Here is a 23,520-nt window from a genome sequence, read left to right on the forward strand (position 1 = left end):
GGTCCAGCGGCCCTTCCCGTCCCAACGCCTTGAGGAACCTCCCGTGGCACAAGTGATCAACACCAATACGATGTCGCTCAATGCTCAGCGCAACCTGAGCACCAGCGGCGCCTCCCTGGCCACCACCATCCAGCGCCTGTCGTCGGGCCTGCGCATCAACAGTGCGAAGGACGACGCCGCCGGTCTGGCCATCTCCGAACGCTTCAGCACGCAGATCCGCGGCCTGGACGTCGCGGTCCGCAACGCCAACGACGGCATCTCGCTGGCCCAGGTCGCCGAAGGTTCGCTGACCGAAATCGGCAACAACCTGCAGCGCATCCGTGAGCTGTCGGTGCAGTCGGCCAACGCGACGAACTCCTCGTCCGACCGCGCCGCGCTGAATGCCGAAGTCAAGCAGCTGACCGCTGAAATCGACCGCGTCGCCAAGCAGTCCGACTTCAACGGCACCAAGCTGCTGGATGGTTCGTTCTCCAGCCAGCTGTTCCAGGTCGGCGCCAATGCCGGCCAGGCCATCGCCATCGACAAGGTCGTCAACGCCAAGGCCGATGCGCTGGGTGGCTCGCTGTTCGCCACCGCCAGCTTCACCGCCACGGCGGCGGGTACGACCGGCTCCGGTCCGTACAGCCACAATGCCGTCACGATCGCCGCCTTCACGGTGACCAACGGTGGCAACACGGTCAGCTTCGATGCGATCGACGTCGCCGCCTCGGGTGCCACGCATGCCACGGCCGCGGCCGCAGGCGTCGCCAGCCAGGTCGCGCAGGGCAGCGCCATCGCGGCCGCCGTCAACGCCAAGACCGCCGACACGGGGCTGACCGCAGAGGTCAACACCACGACGGGCGCCGTCACGTTCTCGTCCTGGAAGGAAGGTGCCGTCGGCAACCAGATCACCAGCACGCTGGCGGGTGGCACGCTGACCAACACGGCCATCGCCGCCGGCGACGCCAAGTTCGCGGACGACCTGGACATCTCCACCTTCGCCGGTGCGCAGCGTGCGCTGCAGATCGTCGACAAGGCGCTGAACTCGGTCAACGGCGCGCGCGCCGACCTGGGTGCCATCCAGAACCGTTTCACCTCGGTGGTCGCCAACCTGCAGACCAGCTCGGAAAACCTGGCCGCCTCGCGCAGCCGCATCCGCGACACCGACTTCGCCAAGGAAACCGCCGAACTGACCCGCACCCAGATCCTGCAGCAGGCCGGTACGGCCATGCTGGCCCAGGCCAACCAGGTGCCGCAGAACGTGATGTCCCTGCTCCGCTAAACCGCTTCACAGGAATCGTTGCCTGGCGCAGGCGCCCCGGATGGATTCGTCTCCCTCCGATTGACGCCGGGAAGAAGGGCTTGCTCCTTCTTCCGCCCTCCACCGGCTTGGTGGCGGGCGCCGGGCATTCCTCCCCGCATCAACCGCACGTCCCCATCTTCACCCTCCCATTTTCCAGGACCCCGTCATGGCACAGGTCATCAACACCAATACGATGTCGCTCAATGCTCAGCGCAACCTGAGCACCAGCGGCGCCTCGCTCGCCACCACCATCCAGCGCCTCTCGTCCGGTCTGCGCATCAACAGCGCGAAGGACGACGCCGCCGGTCTGGCGATCTCCGAACGCTTCAGCACGCAGATCCGCGGCCTGGACGTCGCCGTCCGCAACGCCAACGACGGCATCTCGCTGGCCCAGGTCGCCGAAGGTTCGCTGACCGAAATCGGCAACAACCTGCAGCGCATCCGTGAACTGTCGGTGCAGTCGGCCAACGCGACGAACTCCTCGTCCGACCGTGCCGCGCTGAACGCCGAAGTCAAGCAGCTGTCCGCCGAAATCGACCGCGTCGCCAAGCAGTCCGAGTTCAACGGCACCAAGCTGCTGGACGGTTCGTTCTCCAGCCAGCTGTTCCAGGTGGGCGCCAACGCCGGCCAGGCCATCGCCATCGACAAGGTCGTCGACGCCAAGGCCGCCTCGCTGGGTAACGTCAAGTTCGCCGCCGACGTGCAGGGCACCGCCATCGCCACCGCCGCCGCCGACGGCAGCGTCACCGGCATGACGATCAACACCGTCGCGATCGACACCGTGTCGTACAAGGCCGGTGCCACCGGCACCGACATCGCCAAGGCCCTGTCCACCGCGATCAACGCCAAGATGGGTGAAACCGGCGTCTACGCGACGGTCGGTGGCACCAACAACGACCAGGTCACGCTGTCGTCGGTGAAGTCGGGCAAGGATCTGGTCATCGGCGGCACGCCGGCCAACTCCGGCCTGACGGCCGCGACCACGACCGCCGCCGCGACCGCCAGCGCCACCGTCATCTCCAGCCTGGACATCAGCTCGGTCAAGGGCGCGCAGCAGGCCCTGGACGTGGTCGACGAAGCGCTGAAGTCGGTCAACTCGGCCCGTGCCGACCTGGGTGCGGTGCAGAACCGCTTCACCTCGGTGGTCGCCAACCTGCAGACCAGCTCGGAAAACCTGGCCGCCTCGCGCAGCCGCATCCGCGATACCGACTTCGCCAAGGAAACCGCCGAACTGACCCGCACCCAGATCCTGCAGCAGGCCGGTACGGCCATGCTGGCCCAGGCCAACCAGGTGCCGCAGAACGTGATGTCGCTGCTCCGCTAAACCGCTTCACAGGAATCGTTGCCTGGCGCAGGCACCCCGGAAGGATTCGTCTCCCTCCGTTTCGCGCCGGGAAGGAAGGTTCGCCTTCCTTCCGCCTTCCACCGGTTTGGTGGCGGGCGCCGGGCCTTCCTTCTCCGTCGTAGCTCCCCTCTTCTTCCCGGGTTCGCGTCATGGCACAGGTCATCAATACCAACACGATGTCGCTCAATGCCCAGCGCAACCTGAGCACCAGCGGTGCCTCGCTCGCCACCACCATCCAGCGTCTTTCGTCCGGCCTGCGCATCAACAGCGCGAAGGACGACGCCGCCGGCTTGGCGATCTCCGAACGCTTCTCCACCCAGATCCGTGGTCTGGATGTCGCCGTCCGCAACGCCAACGACGGCATTTCGCTGGCCCAGGTCGCCGAAGGTTCGCTGACCGAGATCGGCAACAACCTGCAACGCATCCGCGAACTGGCCGTGCAATCGTCCAACGCGACCAATTCCTCCTCCGACCGCGCCGCGCTGAACGCCGAGGTCAAACAGCTGACGCTCGAGATCGATCGCGTCGCCAAGCAGTCGGAGTTCAACGGCACCAAGCTGCTGGACGGTTCGTTCTCCAGCCAGCTGTTCCAGGTCGGCGCCAATGCGGGCCAGGCCATCGCCATCGACAAGGTGGTCGACGCCAAATCCACGTCGCTGGGCAAGGCGCAGTTCGGCTGGACCGGCGGTTCGGGTGTCATGACCGGCACGGCCACCGCGGATGGCAAGATCACCGCGATCTCGGTGACCAATTCAGCCGGCAAGACCGTCGCCATCGACGATGTCGACGTGAAGGCTGGCGACACCGGCGCCCAGGTCACCGCCAAGGTGATAGGGGCGATCAACGCCAAGGTCGGCGAGCACGGCATCTGGGCCGAAGCCACCGGCACCAGCGGCGCGTTCTACACCGTGGGCGAATCCGTCAACGCCAGCGGCGCGCCGGCCGCGATCAACATCGCCTACGGTGCCAGCGGCGCCGCCGGCATCACCTCCGGCGTGGGCGTCAATGGCGGTGTCCCTGGTGCAGGCGACGTGAAGGGCCTGTCCGATCTGGACGTCACCTCGTATCTCAATGCTTCCCGCGCGGTCACCATCGTCGACAAGGCGCTGACCGTCGTGAACTCGGCGCGCGCCGACCTGGGCGCGGTGCAGAACCGCTTCACCTCGGTCGTCGCCAACCTGCAGACCAGCTCCGAGAACCTGGCCGCCTCGCGCAGCCGCATCCGCGATACCGACTTCGCCAAGGAAACCGCCGAACTGACCCGCACCCAGATCCTGCAACAGGCCGGCACGGCCATGCTGGCCCAGGCCAACCAGGTGCCGCAGAACGTGATGTCGCTGCTGCGCTGATGCGCAGCCAGCCGTACCGATCTCGATAGTTCCCTGTCGTCACGGACGGATTCGTCTCCCTCCGTTTGGCAGTACCCCAGCCCCCTTCCACCGTGGAGGGGGTCTTTTTTTGTGCCAATGCCCCATGCGTCGACCCGCTTTCTGGCACAAACCCTGCATCGCCCTGCACGACCGCATTTCTCACCAGCACGCCGGACCCACGGCGGCGGTGGGAGACGGAGAGATGCGGCTAAAGAACGGCTCAGTCGGGCCGTTATTGGTAGTGCACGGGCGGGTCCCATTCGTCATCGGATGGCGGCCCGCCCGGCCTCCCTTTTTGCGGAAAGGGCCAGACAGGAGACAGGGCAATGGCAGATTATTCATTGGGTTACGGCGGCGTCGGCTCCGGGATGAACATCACCGGCATGGTCGAACAGCTGGTCGCGGCCGATCGCAAGCCCGCCGACAATCGCCTGAACCGCATCGAGAGCCAGGCCAAGTTCAAGCTGTCCGCCATCGGCACCGTCAGCTCCGCTTTCAGCACGCTGGATACCGCGCTCAAGGCGCTGAAATCCGCCACCGCCTTCGACGTGCGCACGGTCAAGTCGGCCACCGACACGGTCGCCGGCGCCAGCGTCTCCAGTGGCACGCCCAACGGCACCTACAACGTGGAGGTGGTCGAACTGGCCACCGCCAACAAATGGATCACCAACACACCGGTCGCCGCCAGCCAGACCTTCGGCGCCGGACAGTTGACGCTGACCGTCGGTGGCGAATCGCTGGCGATCGATATCGCCGAGGGCGCCAGCCTGCAGGACGTGCGCGGCGCCATCAACGATGCCGTGCGCAGCAAGGGCGTGCAGGCCAGCGTACTGACCTCCAACGACGGCCAGTACCTGTCGGTGTCGTCGGACAAGACCGGCGCCGCCAACGGCTTCACCCTCGCCTTCACCTCCGGCGGCAGCGACCTGCAGTCGCTCGTCGGCAGCCTGCAGGAACGCGTGCCGGCGACGGATGCCGAAGTGAAGATCGACGGCCTGACCGTCACCGCCAACGGCAACAAGATCACCGAGGCCGTCCCCGGCCTGACCCTGGACCTGAAAACCAAGGGCACCACCACGGTCACCGTATCCACGGATACCGCGGCCGCCAGCAAACTGATCCAGGACTTCGTGACGGCGTACAACACCGCCATCACCGCCATCAATGCGTCCACCAAGTACAACGCGGACACCAACGAGCCGTCGGCGCTGACCGGCGATGCGCAGATGCGCAGCGCCTCCGGGCAGCTGCGCAACCTGATGGGCAACCTGCTGGGCGACCTCGCCTCGAAGGGCCTCGATGCGAAGACGCTGGGCCTGCAGACCAAGGGCTATCCGTCCTCGGACGGCACGCTGGTGTTCGACAGCAGCAAGTTCACCGCCGCCCTGGCCGCAGACCCGGAAAAGATCCGCACCGCGTTCACCGGCGAGACCGCGTTCGCCGGCACCCTGCAGAAGGCCGTCGGCAGCTACATCGGCAGCGAGGGTGCCTTCACCCTGCGCACCAATGGCCTGAACGCGCAGATCAAGGATGTCGCCACCCAGCGCACGGCGCTCGATGCCCGCATGGAAGCCGTCGGCAACCGTTACAAGGCGCAGTTCGTCGCCATGGATGCGCTGGTCGGCCAGATGAGCACCACCAGCAGTTACCTGTCCCAGCAACTGGCCGCACTCGCCAACCAGTCCGGATAACACCGTGGGTCCGTGGCGCAGCGTGCACCCCGGTCCCCAGGAGAAAATGGAATGTCACTTCAGTCCTATGCCGCGCAATACCGCAACACCGGCCTCAGCAGCGCCGTGATGGAAGCGGATCCGCACCGCCTGGTCGCCCTGCTGCTGTCCGGCGCCTGCGAGCGCCTGCGCCTGGCGGAAGCCTGCGTGATCCGCGGCGACCTCGCGCGCAAGGGCAAGGCGATCGGCGAAGTCAGTGCCATCATCGGCCATCTCAACGGCTCGCTCGACCACGAAGCCGGCGGCGAGATCGCCGGCAGCCTGTCGGCGCTGTACGACTACGTGCAGACGCGACTGATCGAGGCCAACCTGCACAACGACGCCGCCGCCCTGCGCGAGTCGCTGGAACTGCTGGGCGAGATCGAATCGGCCTGGAACGCGATCCCCAACGAGCAGCGCCGGATTCCCGCGATGGCCGCCGCAGGATGAGCGCTGCCCCGGCCCTCGACGACCTGTTCGCCCAGCTGGACGGGATGCGGCACGCGCTGCATGCCGGCGAACTGGAGGACGTGGAGCGCCTGCTCAACCGGCACGACCATGATGTACGGGCATTCCTGCATGCCGATGGCGGCAGGACCGCCGGCTACGACGCGCTGGCCGTGCTGCTGCGCGCACAACTCGAACTGCAGAAGTCCATGCAGGATGCGCGCGAACAGGCGCGCGTCCGCATGCACGCCACCCAGCGCGCGGATCGCGCCGCGCGCGCCTACCTGTCCGTCGTCGAGGGCTGAGCCATGGGCACGTCGATCATCCTGGTGGAGCATCCTGCCGAGCACACGCTGTTCGACGGCGCGCTCACCTGCGATGTCGTGCTGCCGGCGCGTTTCGATGCCGGCGCGCGTCCCGTGATGCAGGCGCCGTCCGAGGCCCTGCTGAAGGGTCTCGCCGTCGCCGAGGATGTCCGCGGCGACGATCCCGAAGAACGCAAGGAAGCCACGCCCAGCCAGCAGCGCATCGAAGCCAAGCTCGACCTGGTGCTGTCGCTGTTGGGCCGGCTGGCGCGCCGGCACGAGGAAAGTCTGCCTGTCACGGCGCTGCGCTGGTCGCACCGCGGCGTACGGCTGGATGCGGTCGCGCCGGTGCTGCACGCGGTGGAGACCGTCGGCGTCGTCACCCTGCAACCCGCCGCCTGGCTGAGCGACCAGATCGAACTGCCGGTGAAGGTGCTGGACCACGTCGAAGGCACGCAGGGCGCGCACCACCTGTGGTTGCAGTTCGAGGGCCTGAATGCCGGCCTGGCCGAAGCGATGGACCGTCACCTCTTCCGTCTGCATCGCCGCCAGGTGGCCGAAGCCCGGCAGCAGCTGCACACGACGCGGACGTAAACACGTTTCGCGCAGTCACACGCGACGGCATCGTCTGCCGCACAGCGTGCGCCGGCGACAGCCTTGCGGAATCCGTGGTTTTGCCGACGCTCGCGACGTCACAAGTGTGACCCTCGTCGATGTTTCACATCCCCATCGCGTTTGTGAATTGGCGTGGGCACCCGGCGCGGCTATCGTGACTTGACCCTGCAACGCGACAGCCTCTGATTTCTCCCGTGCGTGTACTTATCGTCGACGACCACACCCTGGTCCGCGCCGGCATCGGACGCCTGCTGCAGGCGCTGCCCGATGTCGATGTCGTGGCCGAGGCCTGCAATGCGCAACAGGCGCTGGACATGGCGGCCATCCATCGCCCCGACCTGATCCTGCTCGACCTGTCGCTGCCCGATCGCAGCGGTCTGGAGCTGTTGCCCCTGCTGCGCGATTCGCTGCCGCAGACGCGCGTGGTGATGATGTCCATGCACAACGATCCCACCCAGGTACGGGTGGCGTTGGACCGCGGCTGCGCCGGCTTCGTCGTCAAGGAAGCGGCGCCGATGGAACTGGAACTCGCCCTGCGCGCCGCCGCCAATGGCCAGGTGTTCCTCAGCCCGCAGGTGTCGTCGAAGATGCTGGCGCCGATGCTCAATCCGCAGCGTCCCACCGGCATCGCGGCGCTGTCGCCGCGGCAGCGCGAAATCCTGCGCCAGCTCGGCAGCGGCATGAGCAGCAAGGAAATCGCCGCCCAGCTCGGCATCAGCGTCAAGACGGTGGAAACGCACCGCGCACGCATGATGGAGTCGCTGGGCTGCCGTCGCGCCAACGATCTGCTGCTGCTGGCCGCGCGCCACCAGAACGAACTGGCCTGAGCCTTGCAGTACCCCGGGGGCGACGCCCTTTCCGTGACGGAATTCCGTGATCGCAGCGCCCCGCCAGGCGCCCATTCCCGCCATTGAACCGACGTCGTAGGGGAAACCCTGACGGCGCGTGGGGCGTGCCCGCAGCACAACCAGAAACGCCCTGATTTTTTTTCCGTCACCCGCCCCGCAAAGTGTCAACACGATGTGAAGCCGCCTCGGCACGCCATCGAATCGGGGACCACGGGAATGAAGACGGGACTTTCCACCCAACTCGGGCAGCAGCTCCACCTGACGCCGCAACTGCTGCAGTCGATCCGGCTGCTGCAGCTGGATGGCCTGCAGCTGGAGATGGAAGTGCGCCGCGCGCTGGACCTGAATCCGCTGCTGGAAGTGGAAGAGGTGCAGGACGCCGACCAGGCCGGCGACATCGAGGTGCTGCCGGCGCAGGAAGCCGCCGCCCTCGAAACCGCGGCCTTCGACGAACTGCCCGAATCCAACCTGTGGGACGTGCCCGGCGCCAACTGGCAGGACGGCGACGACGACCGCATGCAGCGCGTGGAGGCCGGCGAGTCCAGCGATCCGCACGTGCGCGTGCTCGACCGCCTGGCGCTGGAACTGGACGACCGCGCGCTCGACGTGGTCGCCTTCTGGCTGGAGCACACCAACGACGCCGGTTACCTGGAGCAGGCACCCGATGCGCTGGCGCTGCTGGCCTCTGCCCGTTTCGACCTGACCACCGACGCGGCACTCGCCCTGCGCGACCGCCTGCTGCGCGGCGAATTCCCCGGCCTGACCGCGGCCGACGTGCGCGAATGCCTGCAGGTCCAGCTGGACTGCCTGCAGGGCCGCGTGCCGGCCCGCCATGTCGCCCACCGCATCGTCACCGACGGCATGGCGCTGCTGGCTGCCCACGAGTACGACGCCCTCGCCCGCCTGCTGGACCTCGATCTCGACCAGGTCATGGAAGGCGTGCGCCTGGTGCTGTCGCTGGATGCACGTCCGGGCGCCTCGCTGGCCCCCGCGCCGACCGGCTACATCGTCCCGGACGTGGTCGCCTGGCACGCCGATTGCGCCTGGCGCGTCGCGCTGAACCCGGCCACCACGCCGCGCATCCGCGTGAACGCGATGCAGGAACGGGCGCTGGACCAGGCCGAGCCGACCGAAGGCGCCGTCAAGCTGCGCGAAATGCTGCAGGAAGCGCGCTGGCTGACCCGCGGCCTGTCGATCCGCTACGACACCCTGCTGCGCACCGCACGCGCCATCGTCGAGCGCCAGGCCGGCTTCCTGACCCAGGGCGACGAGGCGATGGCCCCGCTGACGCTGAAGGAAGTCGCCGACGCCATCGGCATGCACGAGTCCACCATCTCGCGCATCACCACCGGCAAGTACATGCAGACCCCGCGCGGCACCTTCGAGCTGAAGCACTTCTTCGCCGTACGCCTGGAAGGCGCCAACGTGTCCGGCCCGGCCGTGCGCGCGATGGTGCGCCGCCTGATCGACTCCGAGCCGGCCGGCAAGCCGTTGGCCGACGAGGCCATCGCCGGCCTGCTGGCCCGCCAGGGCATCCACATCGCCCGTCGAACTGTGGCGAAGTACCGGGAACAGCTCGATATCGCTCCCGCCCGGGAACGCCGACGCGCTACCGTATCCGTCCTGGCCAAGGCTGGATAACGGAGCACGACCGCAATGAGCAAGATCACCGTACTGCTGGTGGACGACCACGAAGGTTTCATCAACGCCGCCCTGCGCCACCTGCGCAAGGTGGAGTGGCTGGACGTCGTGGGCCGCGCCAGCAATGGCCTGGAAGCCATCGAACGCTCCGAGACCCTGCGTCCGGACGTGGTGCTGATGGACCTGGCCATGCCGGAGATGGGCGGCCTGCAGGCCACCCGCCTGATCAAGACGCAGGACGCACCGCCCTTCATCGTGATCGCCAGCCATTTCGACGATGCCGAGCACCGCGAACACGCGATGCGCGCCGGCGCCGACGACTTCGTCAGCAAGCTTTCCTACATCCAGGAAGTCTTGCCCATCCTCGAAAAATTCAAAGACAGCCGCCATGAGTGAATCCCGCATCCTCGTCATCGACGCCGACGCTACCCGTGCCGAACGCCTGGCCGGACTGCTCGAGTTCATGGACCTGACGCCCCGCTGGGTTTCCAGCGCCGGTGACGTGGATGTCCGCCGCGCCCGCCAGCACGACTGGCTGGCGGTGGTGGTCGGCTCGCTCGACGACCAGAAGGCCGCCGACAGCTTCTTCGCCTGGCTGGGCAAGGCCCAGCTGCCGCCGCCGGTGCTGCTGCTGGAAGGCGACACCGCCGGCTTCGCCGCCGCGCATGGCCTGCACGAGGCCGGTGTGTGGGCCCTGGAAAGCCCGATCCGCCACGCGCAACTGGAAGCCTGCCTGCGCCGCGCCAGCCTCAAGCGACTGGATACCGAACACCAGGCCCAGCAGGTCAGCACCAGCGGCCCGACCGGCAACAGCCCGGCCGTCGTCCGCCTGCGCCGCATGATCGAGCAGGTCGCCAGCTTCGACACCACGGTGCTGGTGCTGGGCGAATCCGGTACCGGCAAGGAGGTCGTCTCGCGCGCCATCCACGACCAGTCGCCGCGTCGCGACGGACCGTTCGTGGCCATCAATTGCGGCGCGATTCCGCCGGACCTGCTGGAAAGCGAGCTGTTCGGCCACGAGAAGGGCGCGTTCACCGGCGCGCTGACCGCGCGCAAGGGCCGCTTCGAGATGGCCGAGGGCGGCACCCTGCTGCTGGACGAGATCGGCGACATGAGCCTGCCGATGCAGGTCAAGCTGCTGCGCGTGCTGCAGGAGCGCAGCTTCGAGCGCGTCGGCGGCAACCAGACCATCCGCTGCAATGTCCGCGTGATCGCCGCCACCCACCGCAACCTGGAAACGCGCATCGCCGACGGCCACTTCCGCGAGGACCTGTTCTACCGCCTCAACGTGTTCCCGATCGAGATGCCGGCGCTGCGTGAGCGCGCCGAGGACCTGCCCGACCTGGTGATGACCATCGCGGCGCAACTGTCGCGTACCGGCCGCGGCGAAGTGCGTTTCGCCAGCGATACCCTGCAGGCGCTGCGCTCGTACGCCTGGCCGGGCAACGTGCGCGAACTGACCAACCTGGTCGAGCGCCTCGCCGTGCTGCATCCGGGCGGACTGGTCCGCGTGGCCGATCTGCCCAAGCGCTACCAGCCGGAAGGCGTGGACGTGCTGGCCGTCGAGACCCCGGTACCCATCGTCGCGGCGCCCGCGCCCGTCGCCGCCGCGCCGCTGCCGACGGCCGTGGTGGCCGCCGCGGTGACGCCCGCCGACCGCCTGCCGGAAGCCGGCATCGACCTGCGCGAACACATCGCCCAGATCGAACTGAACCTGATCCGCGACGCGCTGGACCGCGCCGGTGGCGTGGTCGCGCACGCCGCCCAGCTGCTGGGCCTGCGCCGTACCACCTTGGTGGAAAAGCTGCGCAAGTACGGCATCGAGCGCGAAGAAGTCGCGCTGGCGACGGAAAACTGACTGGCCGCGGGCGCGGTTTCCGGCACGGGTCTTGCAACACATCACGCAAGACACCCGACGACCGAAGCACCCGCCCATGTCCGACGTCACCTCCATCCTCTCGCAGATCCGCAGTTACCAGCACCAGGTCGGTACCCGCGCGCTTGAGCCGATGCCGAATCCGGGGGCCTTCACCCCGAACCGGGTGGGACTGGAGCAGCCGGGCGTCAAGGCGCCGAGCTTCGGCGACACCCTGCAGAACGCGCTGGAAGGCGTCAACAACGCGCAGAAGACCTCCGGCGCGCTGGCGCAGGCCTTCGAGCTGGGTGATCCGCGCGCGGACCTGGCGCGGGTGATGGTGGCGGCCCAGCAATCGCAGGTCGCGTTCCGCGCCACCGTGGAAGTACGTAACCGCCTGGTGCAGGCGTACCAGGACGTCATGAACATGCCGCTGTAACGCGGCGCCCCTCCACCTCTCCACTAGAACCGACCCGTCGCCATGGCCCTCACGCTGTCCAAGGAAGCCCTGAAGGAATCGCTGACCGCCGACAAGGCGGGCGCGGCGCTGACCAAGATCCAGGACGCGCGCGTGTTCAAGCAGATGGGCACGCTGCTGCTGATCGCCGGCGCCGTCGCGGTCGGCATGATGGTGTTCTTCTGGTCGCAGAAGCCGGCCTACACCCCGCTTTACACCGGGCTGGACGCCAAGGCCACCGCCGAAGCGGCCGACATGCTGCGCGCGGCGCAGATCCCGTTCCAGCTCAACCAGGCCACCGGCGCGATCTCCGTGCCGGAGGAAAACCTGCACGACGCCCGCCTGAAGCTGGCCGGCGCCGGCCTGGCCGAAAGCGGCCGCCTCGGTTTCGAGATGATGGAGCGCGACCCGGGCTTCGGCGTCAGCCAGTTCGTCGAGAACGCGCGCTACCAGCACGCGCTGGAGACCGAACTGGTCCGCACCATCACCACGCTGCGCCCGGTGCGCGACGCCCGCGTCCACCTCGCCATTCCCAAACCGTCCGCCTTCACCCGCCAGCGTGAAGTGGCCAGCGCCTCGGTGGTGCTGGACCTCCGTTCCGGCGCCATGCTGGAACGCAACCAGGTGGACGCCATCGTGCACCTGGTGTCGTCGTCGATCCCCGACCTGGCGCCCGAGCGCGTCACCGTGGTCGACCAGAGCGGTCGCATGCTGACCATCAGCGATCCGAACAGCGAAGCCGCGCTCAACGCCGCGCAGTTCGAACGCGTGCGCAAGCTGGAAACCTCGTTCAACGACCGCATCCGCGAACTGCTGGAGCCGCTGACCGGCCCCGGCCGCGTCAACGCCGAAGTCGCCGTCGACATGGATTTCTCGGTCACCGAGGAAGCCCGCGAGACCTTCGCCAATGATCCGGCCAAGATCCGCAGCGAGCAGATCAGCCAGAACACCACCAACGCCGGCACCGGTCCCGAAGGCGTGCCCGGCGCGACCAGCAACACCCCGCCGGGACCGAATGCCGCCGCCGCTGCCCCCAATCCCGCCGCGCCGGTGGAGACCGCGAGCAGCGCGACACGCAACTTCGAGATGGACCGCACCCTGCAGCACACCCGCCAGCCCGCCGGCCGCGTGCGCCGCGTCACCGCCGCCGTGCTGGTCGACCACGTGCCGCGCACCGGCGAGAACGGCAAGGCCGTGATGACCGCGCTGGACGCCGCCACGCTGACCCGCATCGAAGCGCTGGTGAAGGAAGCCGTCGGCTTCGACGCCGCCCGCGGCGACTCGGTGTCGGTCATGAACGCCCCGTTCGTGCGCGAAGCCGAAGCCCCGGTCGACGTCCCGTTCTGGGAAAGCCCGTGGCTGCACAATCCGATGGTGCGCGACATCGCGCGCTACGGCCTGGGCGCGCTGGTGGTCATCGTGCTGCTGTTCGGCGTGCTGCGCCCGGCCATGCGCCAGATCATCAGCCCCGCCGCCAGGCACAAGCGCGATGAAGAGGACGGCATCGACGTCGACATCGTCGACGACCGCGACGACGACGGCGTGGTCGCCACGCTGTCGCACGAGCACGCGCCGCCGATGCGCGCCCTGCCCTCCGACGCCTACGAAGACCGCCTGCGCCAGGCGCGCGAAGCGGTGAAGACCGACTCCAAGCAGGTCGCGCAAGTGGTCAAGGACTGGGTGGCCAGCGATGAATAACGCACCCGAAGCCGCCCTGACCGGCGTGCAGCGCGCTGCCGTGCTGCTGCTCTCGCTGGGCGAGGAAGACGCCGCCGAAGTACTCAAGCACATGAACGCCAAGGAGGTGCAGAAGCTTGGCATCGCCATGGCCACCATCTCCGGCATCAGCCGCGAGCAGGTGATGCAGGTGATGTCGAACTTCGGCGATGCACTGGACAAGCAGACCTCGCTGGGCATGGGCGCCGACGACTACGTGCGCAAGGTGCTGGTGCAGGCACTGGGCGAGGACAAGGCCGGCAGCCTGATCGACCGCATCCTGCTGGGCCGCAACACCACCGGCCTGGACACGCTGAAGTGGATGGACCCGCGCGCGATCGCCGACCTGGTGCGCAACGAACATCCGCAGATCATCGCCATCGTGCTGGCGCACCTGGACAGCGACCAGGCCGCCGACACGCTCAAGCTGCTGGCCGAACGCACCCGCACCGACGTGCTGCTGCGCATCGCCACGCTGGACGGCATTCCGCCGAACGCACTGAACGAGCTCAACGAGATCATGGAGCGCCAGTTCGCCGGCAACCAGAACCTCAAGGCATCCAGCATCGGCGGCGTGAAGGTCGCGGCGAACATCCTCAACTTCATGGATTCCGGCCAGGACCAGGTGATCCTGGGCAGCATCACCCAGGTCGATGCCGACCTCGGCGCACGCATCCAGGACCTGATGTTCGTTTTCGACAACCTGGCCGACCTCGGCGACCGCGAACTGCAGGCGTTGCTGCGCGAAGTGCCGAACGACCGCCTGGGCCTGGCGCTGCGCGGCGCCGACGCCAAGGTCAAGGAAAAGATCACCCGCAACATGTCCCAGCGCGCCGCGCAGATCCTGCTCGAGGACATGGAAGCGCGCGGCCCCGTGCGCCTGTCCGACGTGGAAGGCGCGCAGAAGGAAATCCTCGCCATCGTGCGCCGGCTGGCTGACCAGGGCGTCATCGCCCTCACCGCCAGCGCCGAGGAAATGGTATGAGCACGCCCTCGCCGCTGCGCTGGATGCCCGCGCCGCTCGATGTGGTGCTGTCCAATGCCGCCGCCGAACAGGACGCGCCGCCGCTCGTGCCGCCGACGCTGGAGGAGATCCAGTCCATCCAGGAGGCCGCCTTCCGCGAAGGGCTGGAACGCGGCCACGCCGAAGGCCATGCCGAGGGTTTCTCCCACGGCCAGGCCGAGGTGCGCCGGCTCGCCGCGCAGATGGAGGGCATCCTCGACAACTTCTCGCGCCCGCTCGACCGGCTGGAAAACGAGGTGGTCGCCGCGCTGTCCGAACTCGCCGTGCGCATCGCCGGCGCGCTGGTCGGCCGCGCCTACCAGACCGACCCGGTCCTGCTGCAGGAACTCGCCACCAGCGCGCTGGATGCGGTCGGCGGTTCGCAGCGCGAGGTCGAACTGCGCCTGCACCCCGACGACATCGCCGCGCTGACGCCGGTGCTGGCGATGACGGCCCACACGCGCCTGACCGCGGACACGTCGCTGAGTCGCGGCGACCTGCGCGTGCATGCCGAAAGCGTCCGCATCGACGGCACGCTGGAAGCGCGTCTGCGCGGCGCGCTGGAAACCGTCCTCAACCGCGGAGCACGCGCATGAGCGCACAGCCGCTGGAATGGCTGACCGCACGCGACCTGCGCCTGTCGGCGCGGCTGTCGCAGATCAATCCCGAACTCGGCGGGCGCGGCCTGATCCGCGAGGGCATCCTGCGCCGCGCCGTCGGCCTGACCCTGGAAGCGATCGGCTGCGAAGCGCCGATGGGCGCCACCTGCAAGGTCGAAGTCGTCGATGGCGGCTGGGTGGACGCCGAAGTCGTCGGCTTCTCCGGCGAACGTACCTACCTGATGCCCAGCGCCGAACTGCACGGCCTGCTGCCGAACGCGCGCGTGGTGCCCTCGCGCCGCCGCGGCGGCGTGGAAGTCGGCGAAGGCCTGCTGGGCCGCGTGATCGACAGCGATGGCGTGCCGCTCGACGGTCGCGGTCCTATCCGCGCCGAAGGCACGGTCAGCCTCGCCGGCATGGCGATCAATCCGCTCTCGCGCGAACCGATCACGCAGCCGCTCGATGTCGGCGTGCGTGCGATCAATGCGCTGCTACCGATCGGCCGCGGCCAGCGCGTCGGCCTGTTCGCCGGCTCCGGCGTCGGCAAGTCCACGCTGCTGGGCATGATGACCAAGTACACCGCCGCAGACGTCATCGTGGTCGGTCTTATCGGCGAACGTGGTCGCGAAGTCCGCGATTTCGTCGAGACCACGCTGGGCCCGGCCGGCCTCGCGCGTGCCGTGGTCGTCGCCAGTCCCGCCGACCGGCCGCCGCTGGCGCGCCTGCAGGGCGCCTACCGCGCCACCGCCATCGCCGAGTGGTTCCGCGACCAGGGCCTGAACGTGCTGCTGCTGATGGATTCGCTGACCCGCTTCGCCCAGGCGCAGCGCGAGATCGGCCTGTCGGTCGGCGAACCGCCCACTACGCGCGGTTATCCGCCGTCCGTGTTCGCGCGCCTGCCGGCGCTGGTCGAACGTGCCGGCAACGGCGCCAAGGGGCGAGGCTCCATCACCGCGTTCTACACCGTACTGACCGAAGGCGACGATCCGCAGGACCCGATCGCCGACGCCGCACGCGCCATTCTCGACGGCCACATCCTGCTGTCGCGCCGCGTCGCCGACAGCGGCCTGTACCCGGCGATCGACGTGGAGTCGTCGGTCAGCCGCGTGGTCACCGAGATCGCCGACGAAACCTGGCGCGACCGCATCCGCAAGCTCAAGCGCCTGCTGTCGGCGTACACCAGCAACCGCGACCTGATCGCCATCGGCGCCTACCAGCGCGGCAACGACCCGACCGTCGACGAAGCGCTGGAGCGCTGGCCGGAGATCGTCGAGTTCCTCGGCCAGGACGTGGCGCGCGCCGCCGACCTGCCGAGCAGCCGTGCCGCCCTGGAATCCCTGATCCAACGCAACGCCCCCGTCGGCATCCCGCTGCCGACCGGCCCGCAGTAACGCAAGGAACCCCGCGCCATGATGCAATCCCGCCGAATCGACCCGCTGCTGCGCCGCGCACAGGAGCACGAGGATTCCGTCGCCCGCGACCTGGCCGACCGCCAGAACACGCTGGCGCAGCACGAATCCCGGCTGGAGGAGCTGCGCCAGTACGCCGAGGACTACGCCAACAGCCAGATGGCCGCCACCAGTCCGGCGCAGCTGGCCAATCGCCGCGCGTTCCTCGACCGCATCGACCAGGCACTCAAGCAGCAATTGCAGAACGTGGACCGGAGCCGCGCCAGCGTCGACATCGAACGCGACCGCCTGCTGCTGGCCAGCCGCGACAAACAGGTGCTGGAACAGCTGGCCGCCAGCTACCGCGTGCAGGAAAAGCTGATCGTCGATCGCCGCGACCAACGCGAGATGGACGACGTAGGCGCCCGCCGTGCACGCCTGGCCGCGACTACGCGAGAGAACGAGGACGCCTGATGCCGTCGCCGACCTCCGCCCTCACCTTCGCCGTGAAACCGCCGCCGACGGCGGCAGGCAGCAACGCCACCGCGAGCGAGGAACCCGCGAAGAAGACCGCATTCGACGACCTGGTGCGCCGCCCCGCCCGGCGCGACGACGCGCCGCGCACGACGAACCCGCGCAACGGCGAAACGAAGGAACCCGTGCGGCAGCGGCCCGACAGGGCCGTCGCCGGCAAACAGGACGAGTCTCGTACCGAGGATGACAAGTCCGAGGACGCCATCGCCACCTCCGCCGTGCCGCCCATCCTGATGGAATTGCCCCCGATCGCGTCCGCCCTGCCTGCGGATGCGGCGGCCGCGGCGCTGACCGATCCCTTCGGCAATCCCCTGCTCGGTGGCGCCCAGCCCGCGCCCAACACGCCCCTCGCCTCCGATGCCCTGCTGGCCGGCGGCCGTGCGGCGGTGCCGGCTGTGGTGATCGACACGACTGGCGACGGCGCGCAGGCCGCCTCGACCGACACGGCGACGACGCCGGCGCCGAACGCGAGCGAGGCCAAAGCGCCGCTGCAGAACCTGCTGTCGTTCGCCACCCACCTGGCGACCGGCCAGGTGGCGGCGGCGGTGCCGGACGCGATCAACCTGGGCCGCGACCTCGTCGATGCCTTCCGCAGCGAGGACGGCGACGCGCCCGCACCGACCGGCAACCTGCTGGCCGGCGTGGGCGCCTCGAACCAAGCGCTGGGCCTGTCGCGCACCGAGACCGTCAACGCGATGGAAGCGCCGAGCGCCGACCTGCAGGGCGGCCACTTCGACGAGGACATCGGCGATGCCGTGCGCTGGATGGCCGACCAGAAGATCGGCCACGCCCACATCAAGGTCACCCCGAACGACCTGGGCACGGTGGAGATCCGCCTGCGCCTGGAAGGCGACCGCATCCACGCCGACTTCGCCAGCGCCCAGGCCGACGTCCGGCAGGCGCTGGAAAGCAGCCTGCCCCGTCTGCGCGACATGCTGGGCCAGCACGGCTTCCAGCTGGCCCATGCCGACGTCGGCCAGCAGCACGCCCCGCCGTCGCAGGGGGGCGGTTCGTCCACCGGTGATGGCAGCGGTGACGCCAGCGAGCCGGTCTCTGAAGCGCCGCGCAGCGTCCGCATGACGGCGCGCGGGCTGGTGGACGCGTACGCGTGATGGTTCCTGACGGCAGGTGTGGGAGCGACGTAAGTCGCGATGGTGTGACCGATAGCCTGGGTCCCGGTGGGGCCGGAACGTTCGCAGTTGGCATTCGCGACTTACGTCGCTCCCACACCGGACATCGTGCCGGCTGAAGCGCCGTCAAAACTCCGTCGGGCCCTTCCTCCCGGCGCGGCACACCGCTTGCATCACCTGGGCTGACCCCTCAGGAGATCCACCGCCGTGGCAGCCGCCGACAAGACCGCAAGCAAATCCAAGGCCGACAAGGGCGACAAGCCCAAGGGCGGCAAGTCGCTGCTGACCATCGGCCTGGTGGCTGTCATCGCGGCCGGTGCCGCCGGCGGCGGCGCGTGGTACTTCGCCAACCATGGCACGAAGGAAGCAAACGCCGACGCACCCGAGGCCAAGAAGCCCGGCCAGGTGCCCGCGCCCGCCCAGTACTTCGCGCTGGAGCCGCCCTTCGTCGTCAACCTCGTCGGTGAAGCCGGCGGCGCACGCTATCTGCAGGTGGAAGTGCAGCTGATGACGCGCGATCCCGAGGCGCTGACCGCCATCCAGTTGCATGCGCCGGCCATCCGCGCCCGCCTGCTGATGCTGTTCGCCCAGCAGGACGCCACCAGCCTGATGTCGCGCGAGGGCAAGGAGCGTCTGCAGAACGCCGCGCTCGGCGAAGTGAAGGCGCTGCTCGTCGCCGAGACCGGCAAGCCCGCTGCCGAGTCGCTCCTGTTCACCAGCTTCGTGATGCAGTGACGGAACCCCGCCGCCATGATGACCAGTGACCTGCTGTCGCAAGACGAGATCGACGCCCTGCTCAACGGCGTCGACACCGGTGCGATCGAGACCGAAGAGCCGCCGCACGATCCTACCGTGGCGCGGACCTACGATTTCGCCAGCCAGGACCGCATCGTGCGCGGCCGGCTGCCGACGCTGGAGATGATCAACGAGCGCTTCGTGCGCACGTGGCGCATCGGCCTGTTCAACCTGCTGCGCCGCTCGGCGGAACTGTCGGTGCGCGGCATCGAGACCGTCAAGTTCAGCGACTATCTGCATTCGCTGTACGTGCCCACCAACCTCAACCTGGTCAAGTTCAAGCCGCTGCGCGGCGTGGGCCTGATCGTGTTCGAACCGAAGCTGGTGTTCACCATGGTGGACAATTTCTTCGGCGGCGATGGCCGCTACCCGGCCAAGATCGAAGGCCGCGAGTTCACCGCCACCGAGATGCGGGTGATCCAGCTGCTGCTGAAGCAGACCTTCGCCGACCTGATCGACGCGTGGGCACCGGTCATGCCGGTGGACTTCGAGTACATCACCAGCGAGGTCAACCCGCACTTCGCCAATATCGTCAGCCCGCGCGAGTACGTCGTGGTCAGCCGCTTCCACGTGGAGCTGGACGGCGGCGGCGGCGACCTGCACGTCACCCTGCCCTATTCGATGCTGGAGCCGATCCGCGAACTGCTCGACGCCGGCATCCAGTCCGACCGCGTGCACGACGACGACAGCTTCCGCCTGACGATGCACGAACAGCTGCGCACCGCCGAAGTCACCGTCTCCAGCGTGCTGGCCGAGAAGCGCATCAACCTGCGCGAACTGACCCGCCTGAAAGTCGGCGACATCCTGCCCATCGACGTGCCCAAGGCCGTGCCGGTGTGCGTCGAGCAGGTGCCCGTCTTCACCGGCGAGTTCGGCATTTCCAACGGGCAGAACGCCGTGAAGATCATCGCCCACCATCCGCCCGGCGGCCGCCACCAGCAGACCGCGAACGCCCGCCCCACCCTTGCACCCGTCGCCTTCCAGGACGCCACGCCATGATTCCCGAGAACGAAGAAGCCCTCGCCACCGCCTTCGGCGACACCGAGCTTGCCGGCAACGGCGCCCACGTCGGCAACGACATGGACATGAGCCTGGACGTCATCCTCGACGTGCCGGTGACGCTGTCGCTGGAAGTCGGCCGCACGCGCATGCCCATCCGCAACCTGCTGCAGCTCAACCAGGGCTCGGTGGTGGAACTGGAGCGTGGCGCCGGCGAACCGCTGGACGTGTTCGTCAACGGCACGCTGATCGCCCACGGCGAAGTCGTGGTGGTCAACGACCGTTTCGGCGTGCGCCTGACCGACGTGGTCAGCCCCAGCGAACGCATCCGCCGCCTGCGCTGAGCCGATCGCCATGCACGCCTTCGCCCTGCTCGCCACCGCCGCGGCCCCGGCCCAGAAGATCGGCCAGCACGCACCGTCCACGCCCGGTATCGGTGGCGCGCTGGTCGGCCTGATCCTGGTGCTGGGCCTGATCCTTGGCCTGGCCTGGCTGCTGAAGCGCCTGCCCGGTGGCGGCCTCGGCATCCGTCCCAGCGAACAGCTGCGCGTGGTGTCGATGCTGTCGGTCGGCGCCAAGGAGCGCGTGATGGTGATCGAGGTCGGCAAGGAGCAGTTGCTGATCGGCGTGACCGCCGGTGGCATCACCGCCCTGCACACCCTGCCCGAACCCCTGGTCGTCGCGCCCGCGCCGACGATGCCCAACTTCGCCGAACTGCTGGCCAAGCGCCTGCGCAAAGAGTCCTGAGATGCGTCGCTTCATTCTCTCCCTGATCTGCCTGCTGTGGCTGGCCGCGCCGACCCTCGCCTTTGCGCAGGCCGCGACCGCGCCGGCAGCCGCGCCCGCCGCTGCAGCGCCCGCGGCGCCGACCGCACCGACGTTGCCGACCATGCCGAAGGTCAACGTGGGCCAGGTCGGCGACAACACCGTCAGCCTGCCGCTGCAGACGCTGCTGCTGATGACGGCGATCACGCTGATCCCGTCCGCGCTGCTGGCGATGACCGCGTTCACCCGCATCATCATCGTGCTCGGCCTGCTGCGGCAGGCGCTCGGCACCGGCCAGACGCCGTCCAACCAGGTGCTGGTGGGCCTGGCGCTGTTCCTCACCATGCTGGTGATGATGCCCGTCGGTGAAAAGGCGTGGGCCGAAGGCATGGCGCCCTATCTCAACGGCCAGATCGATTTCTCCACCGCGTGGACGCTGACCACCGGCCCGCTGCGCGACTTCATGCTGGCGCAGGTCCGCGAGACCGACCTGATGACGTTCGCCGGCCTGGCCGGACACGGCAGCTACACCGGCCCGGATGCCGTGCCGTTCCCGATCGTCGTCGCGTCCTTCATCACCAGCGAACTGAAGACCGCGTTCGAGATCGGCTTCCTGATCTTCATCCCGTTCGTGATCATCGATCTGGTCGTGGCCAGCGTGCTGATGTCGATGGGCATGATGATGCTGTCGCCGATGCTGGTGTCCGCGCCGTTCAAGATCCTGCTGTTCGTGCTGGTGGATGGCTGGGTGCTGATCGTCGGTTCGCTGGCCGCCAGCTTCAACGGCGTCTGAGGAGCACGCGATGAGTCCCGAAACCGCCCTCACCGAACTGCGTGGTGGCCTGGAGATTGCGCTCTGGGTCGGGGGTCCGCTGCTGCTGGTCGTGCTGGTCGTCGGTGTGGTCATCGGCGTGATCCAGGCCGCCACGCAACTCAACGAACCCACCATCGCGTTCGTCGCCAAGGCCATCGCGCTGACGGCCGCGCTGTTCGCCACCGGCAGCTACCTGCTCGGCGTGCTCGTGGAGTACACCACCACGCTGTTCCAGCGCCTGCCGCATCTGATCGGCTGACGCGGCGGATACGACGCGATGGACGCCGCCACCCAGATGGTGATCGATGGCCAGCAGGCCTTCGGCATGATCAACGCCATCCTGTGGACGATGCTGCGTACCGGCGCGCTGCTGATGGCGGCCCCGCTGATCGGCACGCGCGCAGTCTCGGTGCGCGTGCGCGTCATCATCGCCGGTGCGCTCGCGATGGCGCTGGCACCGCTGCTGCCGGGTACGCCCGATCGCATCGCCTTCGACGCCAGCACCGTGCTCAACGTGGCGCGCGAGCTCGCCGTCGGCGCCTGCATGGGGTTCATGCTGCGGCTCGCCTTCGAAGCCGGCGCGATGGCGGGCGAACTGATCTCGCAGGGCACCGGCCTGGCGTTCGCGCAGATGTCCGATCCGTTGCGCGGCGTGAATTCGGGCGTCGTCGGCCAGTGGTTCTACCTCGCCTTCGGCCTGCTGTTCTTCACCGTCAACGGTCATCTGGCGCTGGTGTCGCTGCTGGTGGACAGCTACCGCTCGTTGCCGATCGGCACGGCGCTGCCCGACGTGCAGCAGGTGCTGGAGGTCGCGCCGATGCTGTTCACCCACATTTTGCGTGCCGCGGTGGGGCTGGCCCTGCCGGTGATGGTGGCGATGCTGGCGGTGAACCTCGCTTTCGGCGTGCTGGGCCGCGCCGCCCCTGCGCTCAATCCGATCCAGCTCGGCCTGCCCACTGCCCTGCTGCTTGGCCTGTTCCTGCTGGCGCTGCTGGCCGGCGAACTGGGACCACCGGTGCAGCGCATCTTCGACCTTTCGTTTGACGCGGCGCGGCAAATCACTGCCTGACGAAACGCGCGTTACTTATGTGAAAAGGTGTCGGAACGCACGTTTGGCGGATGCTGGCGCCTCGTTTCACATCGCGTTTGCGCGGGCTGTTCCACTAAATGCATGAATTTGTGCAGAATGGGGACGAGGGAGCTGCAACATACGCCTGCGAACGGACTGGAGACCCTCCGGCCCGACGCGGCAGCGCTCCCCCCGCGAAACGGAGATTGCCTGTGAGCCACAGCCCTACCCACAAGCGACGCACCAGCCAGGAAACGCGGGAGGCCGTGCTCGCCGCCGCACGCCGGCTCTTCTTCACCAAGGGATTCGACCAGACCACGCTGATGGACCTGGGCGAGGAAACCGGTCTCAGCGCGCGCGGCGTCATCCTGCACTTCGAGACCAAGGCCGACATCATCGCCACGCTGCTCATCCGTGACTACACCGGGCGCAAGGCGCCGATGGTGGAACGTCCGCAGGGATCGACGCACGCGCAGCGCATCCTCGACTTCTATTTCTGGATGGCCCGCGAAGACGCGGCCAACTTCATCGCCTTCCCCGCACTGTGGAGCGTGTCGGCCCGCTGGTCGCCCGCCGTGGAGGCCGAGATGAACGGCGCGCTGCGCCGGATGCGCGAACCGGTGCGTCTGGAATTGAGCCGTGGCATGGGCGCAGGCGAGTTCCGTGGCCTGGACATCCAGCATGCCGACGAGATGATCTGGCAGAGCTACCAGCATGGCCTGCGTGCCGTGTCCGTGAATGGCGGCACACCGGCGATGGCGGTACCGCAGGTGTTCAAGACGCTGGAAGCGTTGTCGGCCTGAAGCGTCCACGGACGTAAAGGCACTGCCCGAA

Annotated in this window: 25 protein-coding genes and 1 pseudogene; all 26 read left to right on the forward strand. The window is 68.3% G+C overall.

What is annotated here, in order from left to right:
• The first annotated feature begins 43 nt into the window (after positions 1–43).
• The 26 genes and pseudogenes from ACSQ1W_RS09535 to ACSQ1W_RS09660 all read left to right on the forward strand — a co-directional run bounded on the left by ACSQ1W_RS09535 (position 44) and on the right by ACSQ1W_RS09660 (position 23,489).
• Positions 44–1,261, forward strand: a complete 1,218-nt coding sequence (locus tag ACSQ1W_RS09535; protein ID WP_192267839.1) for a flagellin — start codon at positions 44–46, stop codon at positions 1,259–1,261.
• A 187-nt stretch (positions 1,262–1,448) separates the two neighbouring features.
• Complete coding sequence (locus ACSQ1W_RS09540; protein ID WP_192267837.1) at positions 1,449–2,606, forward strand: flagellin; 1,158 nt, start codon at positions 1,449–1,451, stop codon at positions 2,604–2,606.
• A gap of 170 nt (positions 2,607–2,776) precedes the next feature.
• Positions 2,777–3,976 carry a flagellin gene (locus ACSQ1W_RS09545; protein WP_436043108.1) on the forward strand — a complete coding sequence of 400 codons (1,200 nt, stop codon included), beginning with the start codon at positions 2,777–2,779 and terminating at the stop codon, positions 3,974–3,976.
• 347 nt (positions 3,977–4,323) lie between these two features.
• On the forward strand, positions 4,324–5,688 hold the full coding sequence (gene fliD / locus ACSQ1W_RS09550; RefSeq protein WP_192267835.1) for a flagellar filament capping protein FliD: 1,365 nt from the start codon (positions 4,324–4,326) through the stop codon (positions 5,686–5,688).
• 51 nt (positions 5,689–5,739) lie between these two features.
• Positions 5,740–6,156, forward strand: a complete 417-nt coding sequence (fliS, locus tag ACSQ1W_RS09555; RefSeq protein ID WP_192267833.1) for a flagellar export chaperone FliS — start codon at positions 5,740–5,742, stop codon at positions 6,154–6,156.
• Positions 6,153–6,458: a hypothetical protein gene (locus ACSQ1W_RS09560; RefSeq protein WP_162338489.1), complete on the forward strand. Its 306-nt coding sequence runs from the start codon at positions 6,153–6,155 to the stop codon at positions 6,456–6,458. The genes fliS and ACSQ1W_RS09560 overlap by 4 nt, the downstream gene beginning before the upstream one ends.
• A gap of 3 nt (positions 6,459–6,461) precedes the next feature.
• Positions 6,462–7,052 carry a PilZ domain-containing protein gene (locus ACSQ1W_RS09565; RefSeq protein ID WP_436043111.1) on the forward strand — a complete coding sequence of 197 codons (591 nt, stop codon included), beginning with the start codon at positions 6,462–6,464 and terminating at the stop codon, positions 7,050–7,052.
• Between the two features lie 215 nt (positions 7,053–7,267).
• Complete coding sequence (locus ACSQ1W_RS09570) at positions 7,268–7,900, forward strand: response regulator (RefSeq protein WP_192267828.1); 633 nt, start codon at positions 7,268–7,270, stop codon at positions 7,898–7,900.
• Between the two features lie 237 nt (positions 7,901–8,137).
• The gene (gene rpoN, locus ACSQ1W_RS09575; protein WP_436043113.1) at positions 8,138–9,562 is read left to right on the forward strand and encodes an RNA polymerase factor sigma-54; all 1,425 of its coding nucleotides are present in this window, start codon (positions 8,138–8,140) and stop codon (positions 9,560–9,562) included.
• Between the two features lie 15 nt (positions 9,563–9,577).
• Positions 9,578–9,958, forward strand: coding sequence for a response regulator (locus tag ACSQ1W_RS09580; RefSeq protein WP_192267824.1), 381 nt, complete (start codon positions 9,578–9,580; stop codon positions 9,956–9,958).
• Positions 9,951–11,420: a sigma-54 dependent transcriptional regulator gene (locus ACSQ1W_RS09585; protein ID WP_436043115.1), complete on the forward strand. Its 1,470-nt coding sequence runs from the start codon at positions 9,951–9,953 to the stop codon at positions 11,418–11,420. Before ACSQ1W_RS09580 ends, ACSQ1W_RS09585 begins: the two co-directional genes overlap by 8 nt.
• 76 nt (positions 11,421–11,496) lie before the next feature.
• Positions 11,497–11,856: a flagellar hook-basal body complex protein FliE gene (gene fliE / locus ACSQ1W_RS09590; protein WP_192267821.1), complete on the forward strand. Its 360-nt coding sequence runs from the start codon at positions 11,497–11,499 to the stop codon at positions 11,854–11,856.
• A 42-nt stretch (positions 11,857–11,898) separates the two neighbouring features.
• A complete protein-coding gene (fliF, locus tag ACSQ1W_RS09595) occupies positions 11,899–13,572 on the forward strand; it encodes a flagellar basal-body MS-ring/collar protein FliF (RefSeq protein ID WP_436043118.1) in 1,674 nt (557 codons plus the stop codon).
• A 16-nt stretch (positions 13,573–13,588) separates the two neighbouring features.
• Positions 13,589–14,575 carry a flagellar motor switch protein FliG gene (fliG, locus tag ACSQ1W_RS09600; RefSeq protein WP_192271183.1) on the forward strand — a complete coding sequence of 329 codons (987 nt, stop codon included), beginning with the start codon at positions 13,589–13,591 and terminating at the stop codon, positions 14,573–14,575.
• A gap of 77 nt (positions 14,576–14,652) precedes the next feature.
• Positions 14,653–15,189: pseudogene (locus ACSQ1W_RS09605) on the forward strand (FliH/SctL family protein); the annotation flags it as partial.
• Positions 15,186–16,583 (forward strand): flagellar protein export ATPase FliI, encoded by a 1,398-nt coding sequence (gene fliI, locus ACSQ1W_RS09610; RefSeq protein ID WP_192267818.1) that lies wholly within the window; start codon positions 15,186–15,188, stop codon positions 16,581–16,583. The pseudogene ACSQ1W_RS09605 and the gene fliI, both read left to right, overlap by 4 nt.
• Before the next feature lie 18 nt (positions 16,584–16,601).
• Positions 16,602–17,054, forward strand: coding sequence for a flagellar export protein FliJ (gene fliJ, locus ACSQ1W_RS09615; RefSeq protein ID WP_192267817.1), 453 nt, complete (start codon positions 16,602–16,604; stop codon positions 17,052–17,054).
• The gene (locus ACSQ1W_RS09620; protein ID WP_436043120.1) at positions 17,054–18,226 is read left to right on the forward strand and encodes a flagellar hook-length control protein FliK; all 1,173 of its coding nucleotides are present in this window, start codon (positions 17,054–17,056) and stop codon (positions 18,224–18,226) included. Before fliJ ends, ACSQ1W_RS09620 begins: the two co-directional genes overlap by 1 nt.
• A gap of 225 nt (positions 18,227–18,451) precedes the next feature.
• On the forward strand, positions 18,452–18,979 hold the full coding sequence (locus ACSQ1W_RS09625; protein ID WP_436043122.1) for a flagellar basal body-associated FliL family protein: 528 nt from the start codon (positions 18,452–18,454) through the stop codon (positions 18,977–18,979).
• 15 nt (positions 18,980–18,994) lie between these two features.
• Positions 18,995–20,038 carry a flagellar motor switch protein FliM gene (gene fliM / locus ACSQ1W_RS09630; protein ID WP_192267814.1) on the forward strand — a complete coding sequence of 348 codons (1,044 nt, stop codon included), beginning with the start codon at positions 18,995–18,997 and terminating at the stop codon, positions 20,036–20,038.
• Entirely contained in the window at positions 20,035–20,382 is a 348-nt protein-coding gene (fliN, locus tag ACSQ1W_RS09635) for a flagellar motor switch protein FliN (protein ID WP_192267812.1), read from the forward strand. The genes fliM and fliN overlap by 4 nt, the downstream gene beginning before the upstream one ends.
• Positions 20,383–20,392: 10 nt before the next feature.
• Complete coding sequence (gene fliO, locus ACSQ1W_RS09640; RefSeq protein ID WP_192267809.1) at positions 20,393–20,785, forward strand: flagellar biosynthetic protein FliO; 393 nt, start codon at positions 20,393–20,395, stop codon at positions 20,783–20,785.
• 1 nt (position 20,786) lies between these two features.
• Complete coding sequence (fliP, locus tag ACSQ1W_RS09645; protein WP_436043125.1) at positions 20,787–21,596, forward strand: flagellar type III secretion system pore protein FliP; 810 nt, start codon at positions 20,787–20,789, stop codon at positions 21,594–21,596.
• 10 nt (positions 21,597–21,606) lie between these two features.
• Entirely contained in the window at positions 21,607–21,876 is a 270-nt protein-coding gene (locus tag ACSQ1W_RS09650) for a flagellar biosynthetic protein FliQ (RefSeq protein ID WP_162338471.1), read from the forward strand.
• An 18-nt stretch (positions 21,877–21,894) separates the two neighbouring features.
• Positions 21,895–22,686 carry a flagellar biosynthetic protein FliR gene (gene fliR / locus ACSQ1W_RS09655; protein ID WP_436043128.1) on the forward strand — a complete coding sequence of 264 codons (792 nt, stop codon included), beginning with the start codon at positions 21,895–21,897 and terminating at the stop codon, positions 22,684–22,686.
• Between the two features lie 212 nt (positions 22,687–22,898).
• Complete coding sequence (locus ACSQ1W_RS09660) at positions 22,899–23,489, forward strand: TetR family transcriptional regulator (RefSeq protein WP_192267803.1); 591 nt, start codon at positions 22,899–22,901, stop codon at positions 23,487–23,489.
• The last annotated feature ends 31 nt before the right edge of the window (positions 23,490–23,520 follow it).

It is taken from the genome of Pseudoxanthomonas sp. LjRoot143, from assembly GCF_964252945.1.
Lineage (GTDB): Bacteria > Pseudomonadota > Gammaproteobacteria > Xanthomonadales > Xanthomonadaceae > Pseudoxanthomonas_A.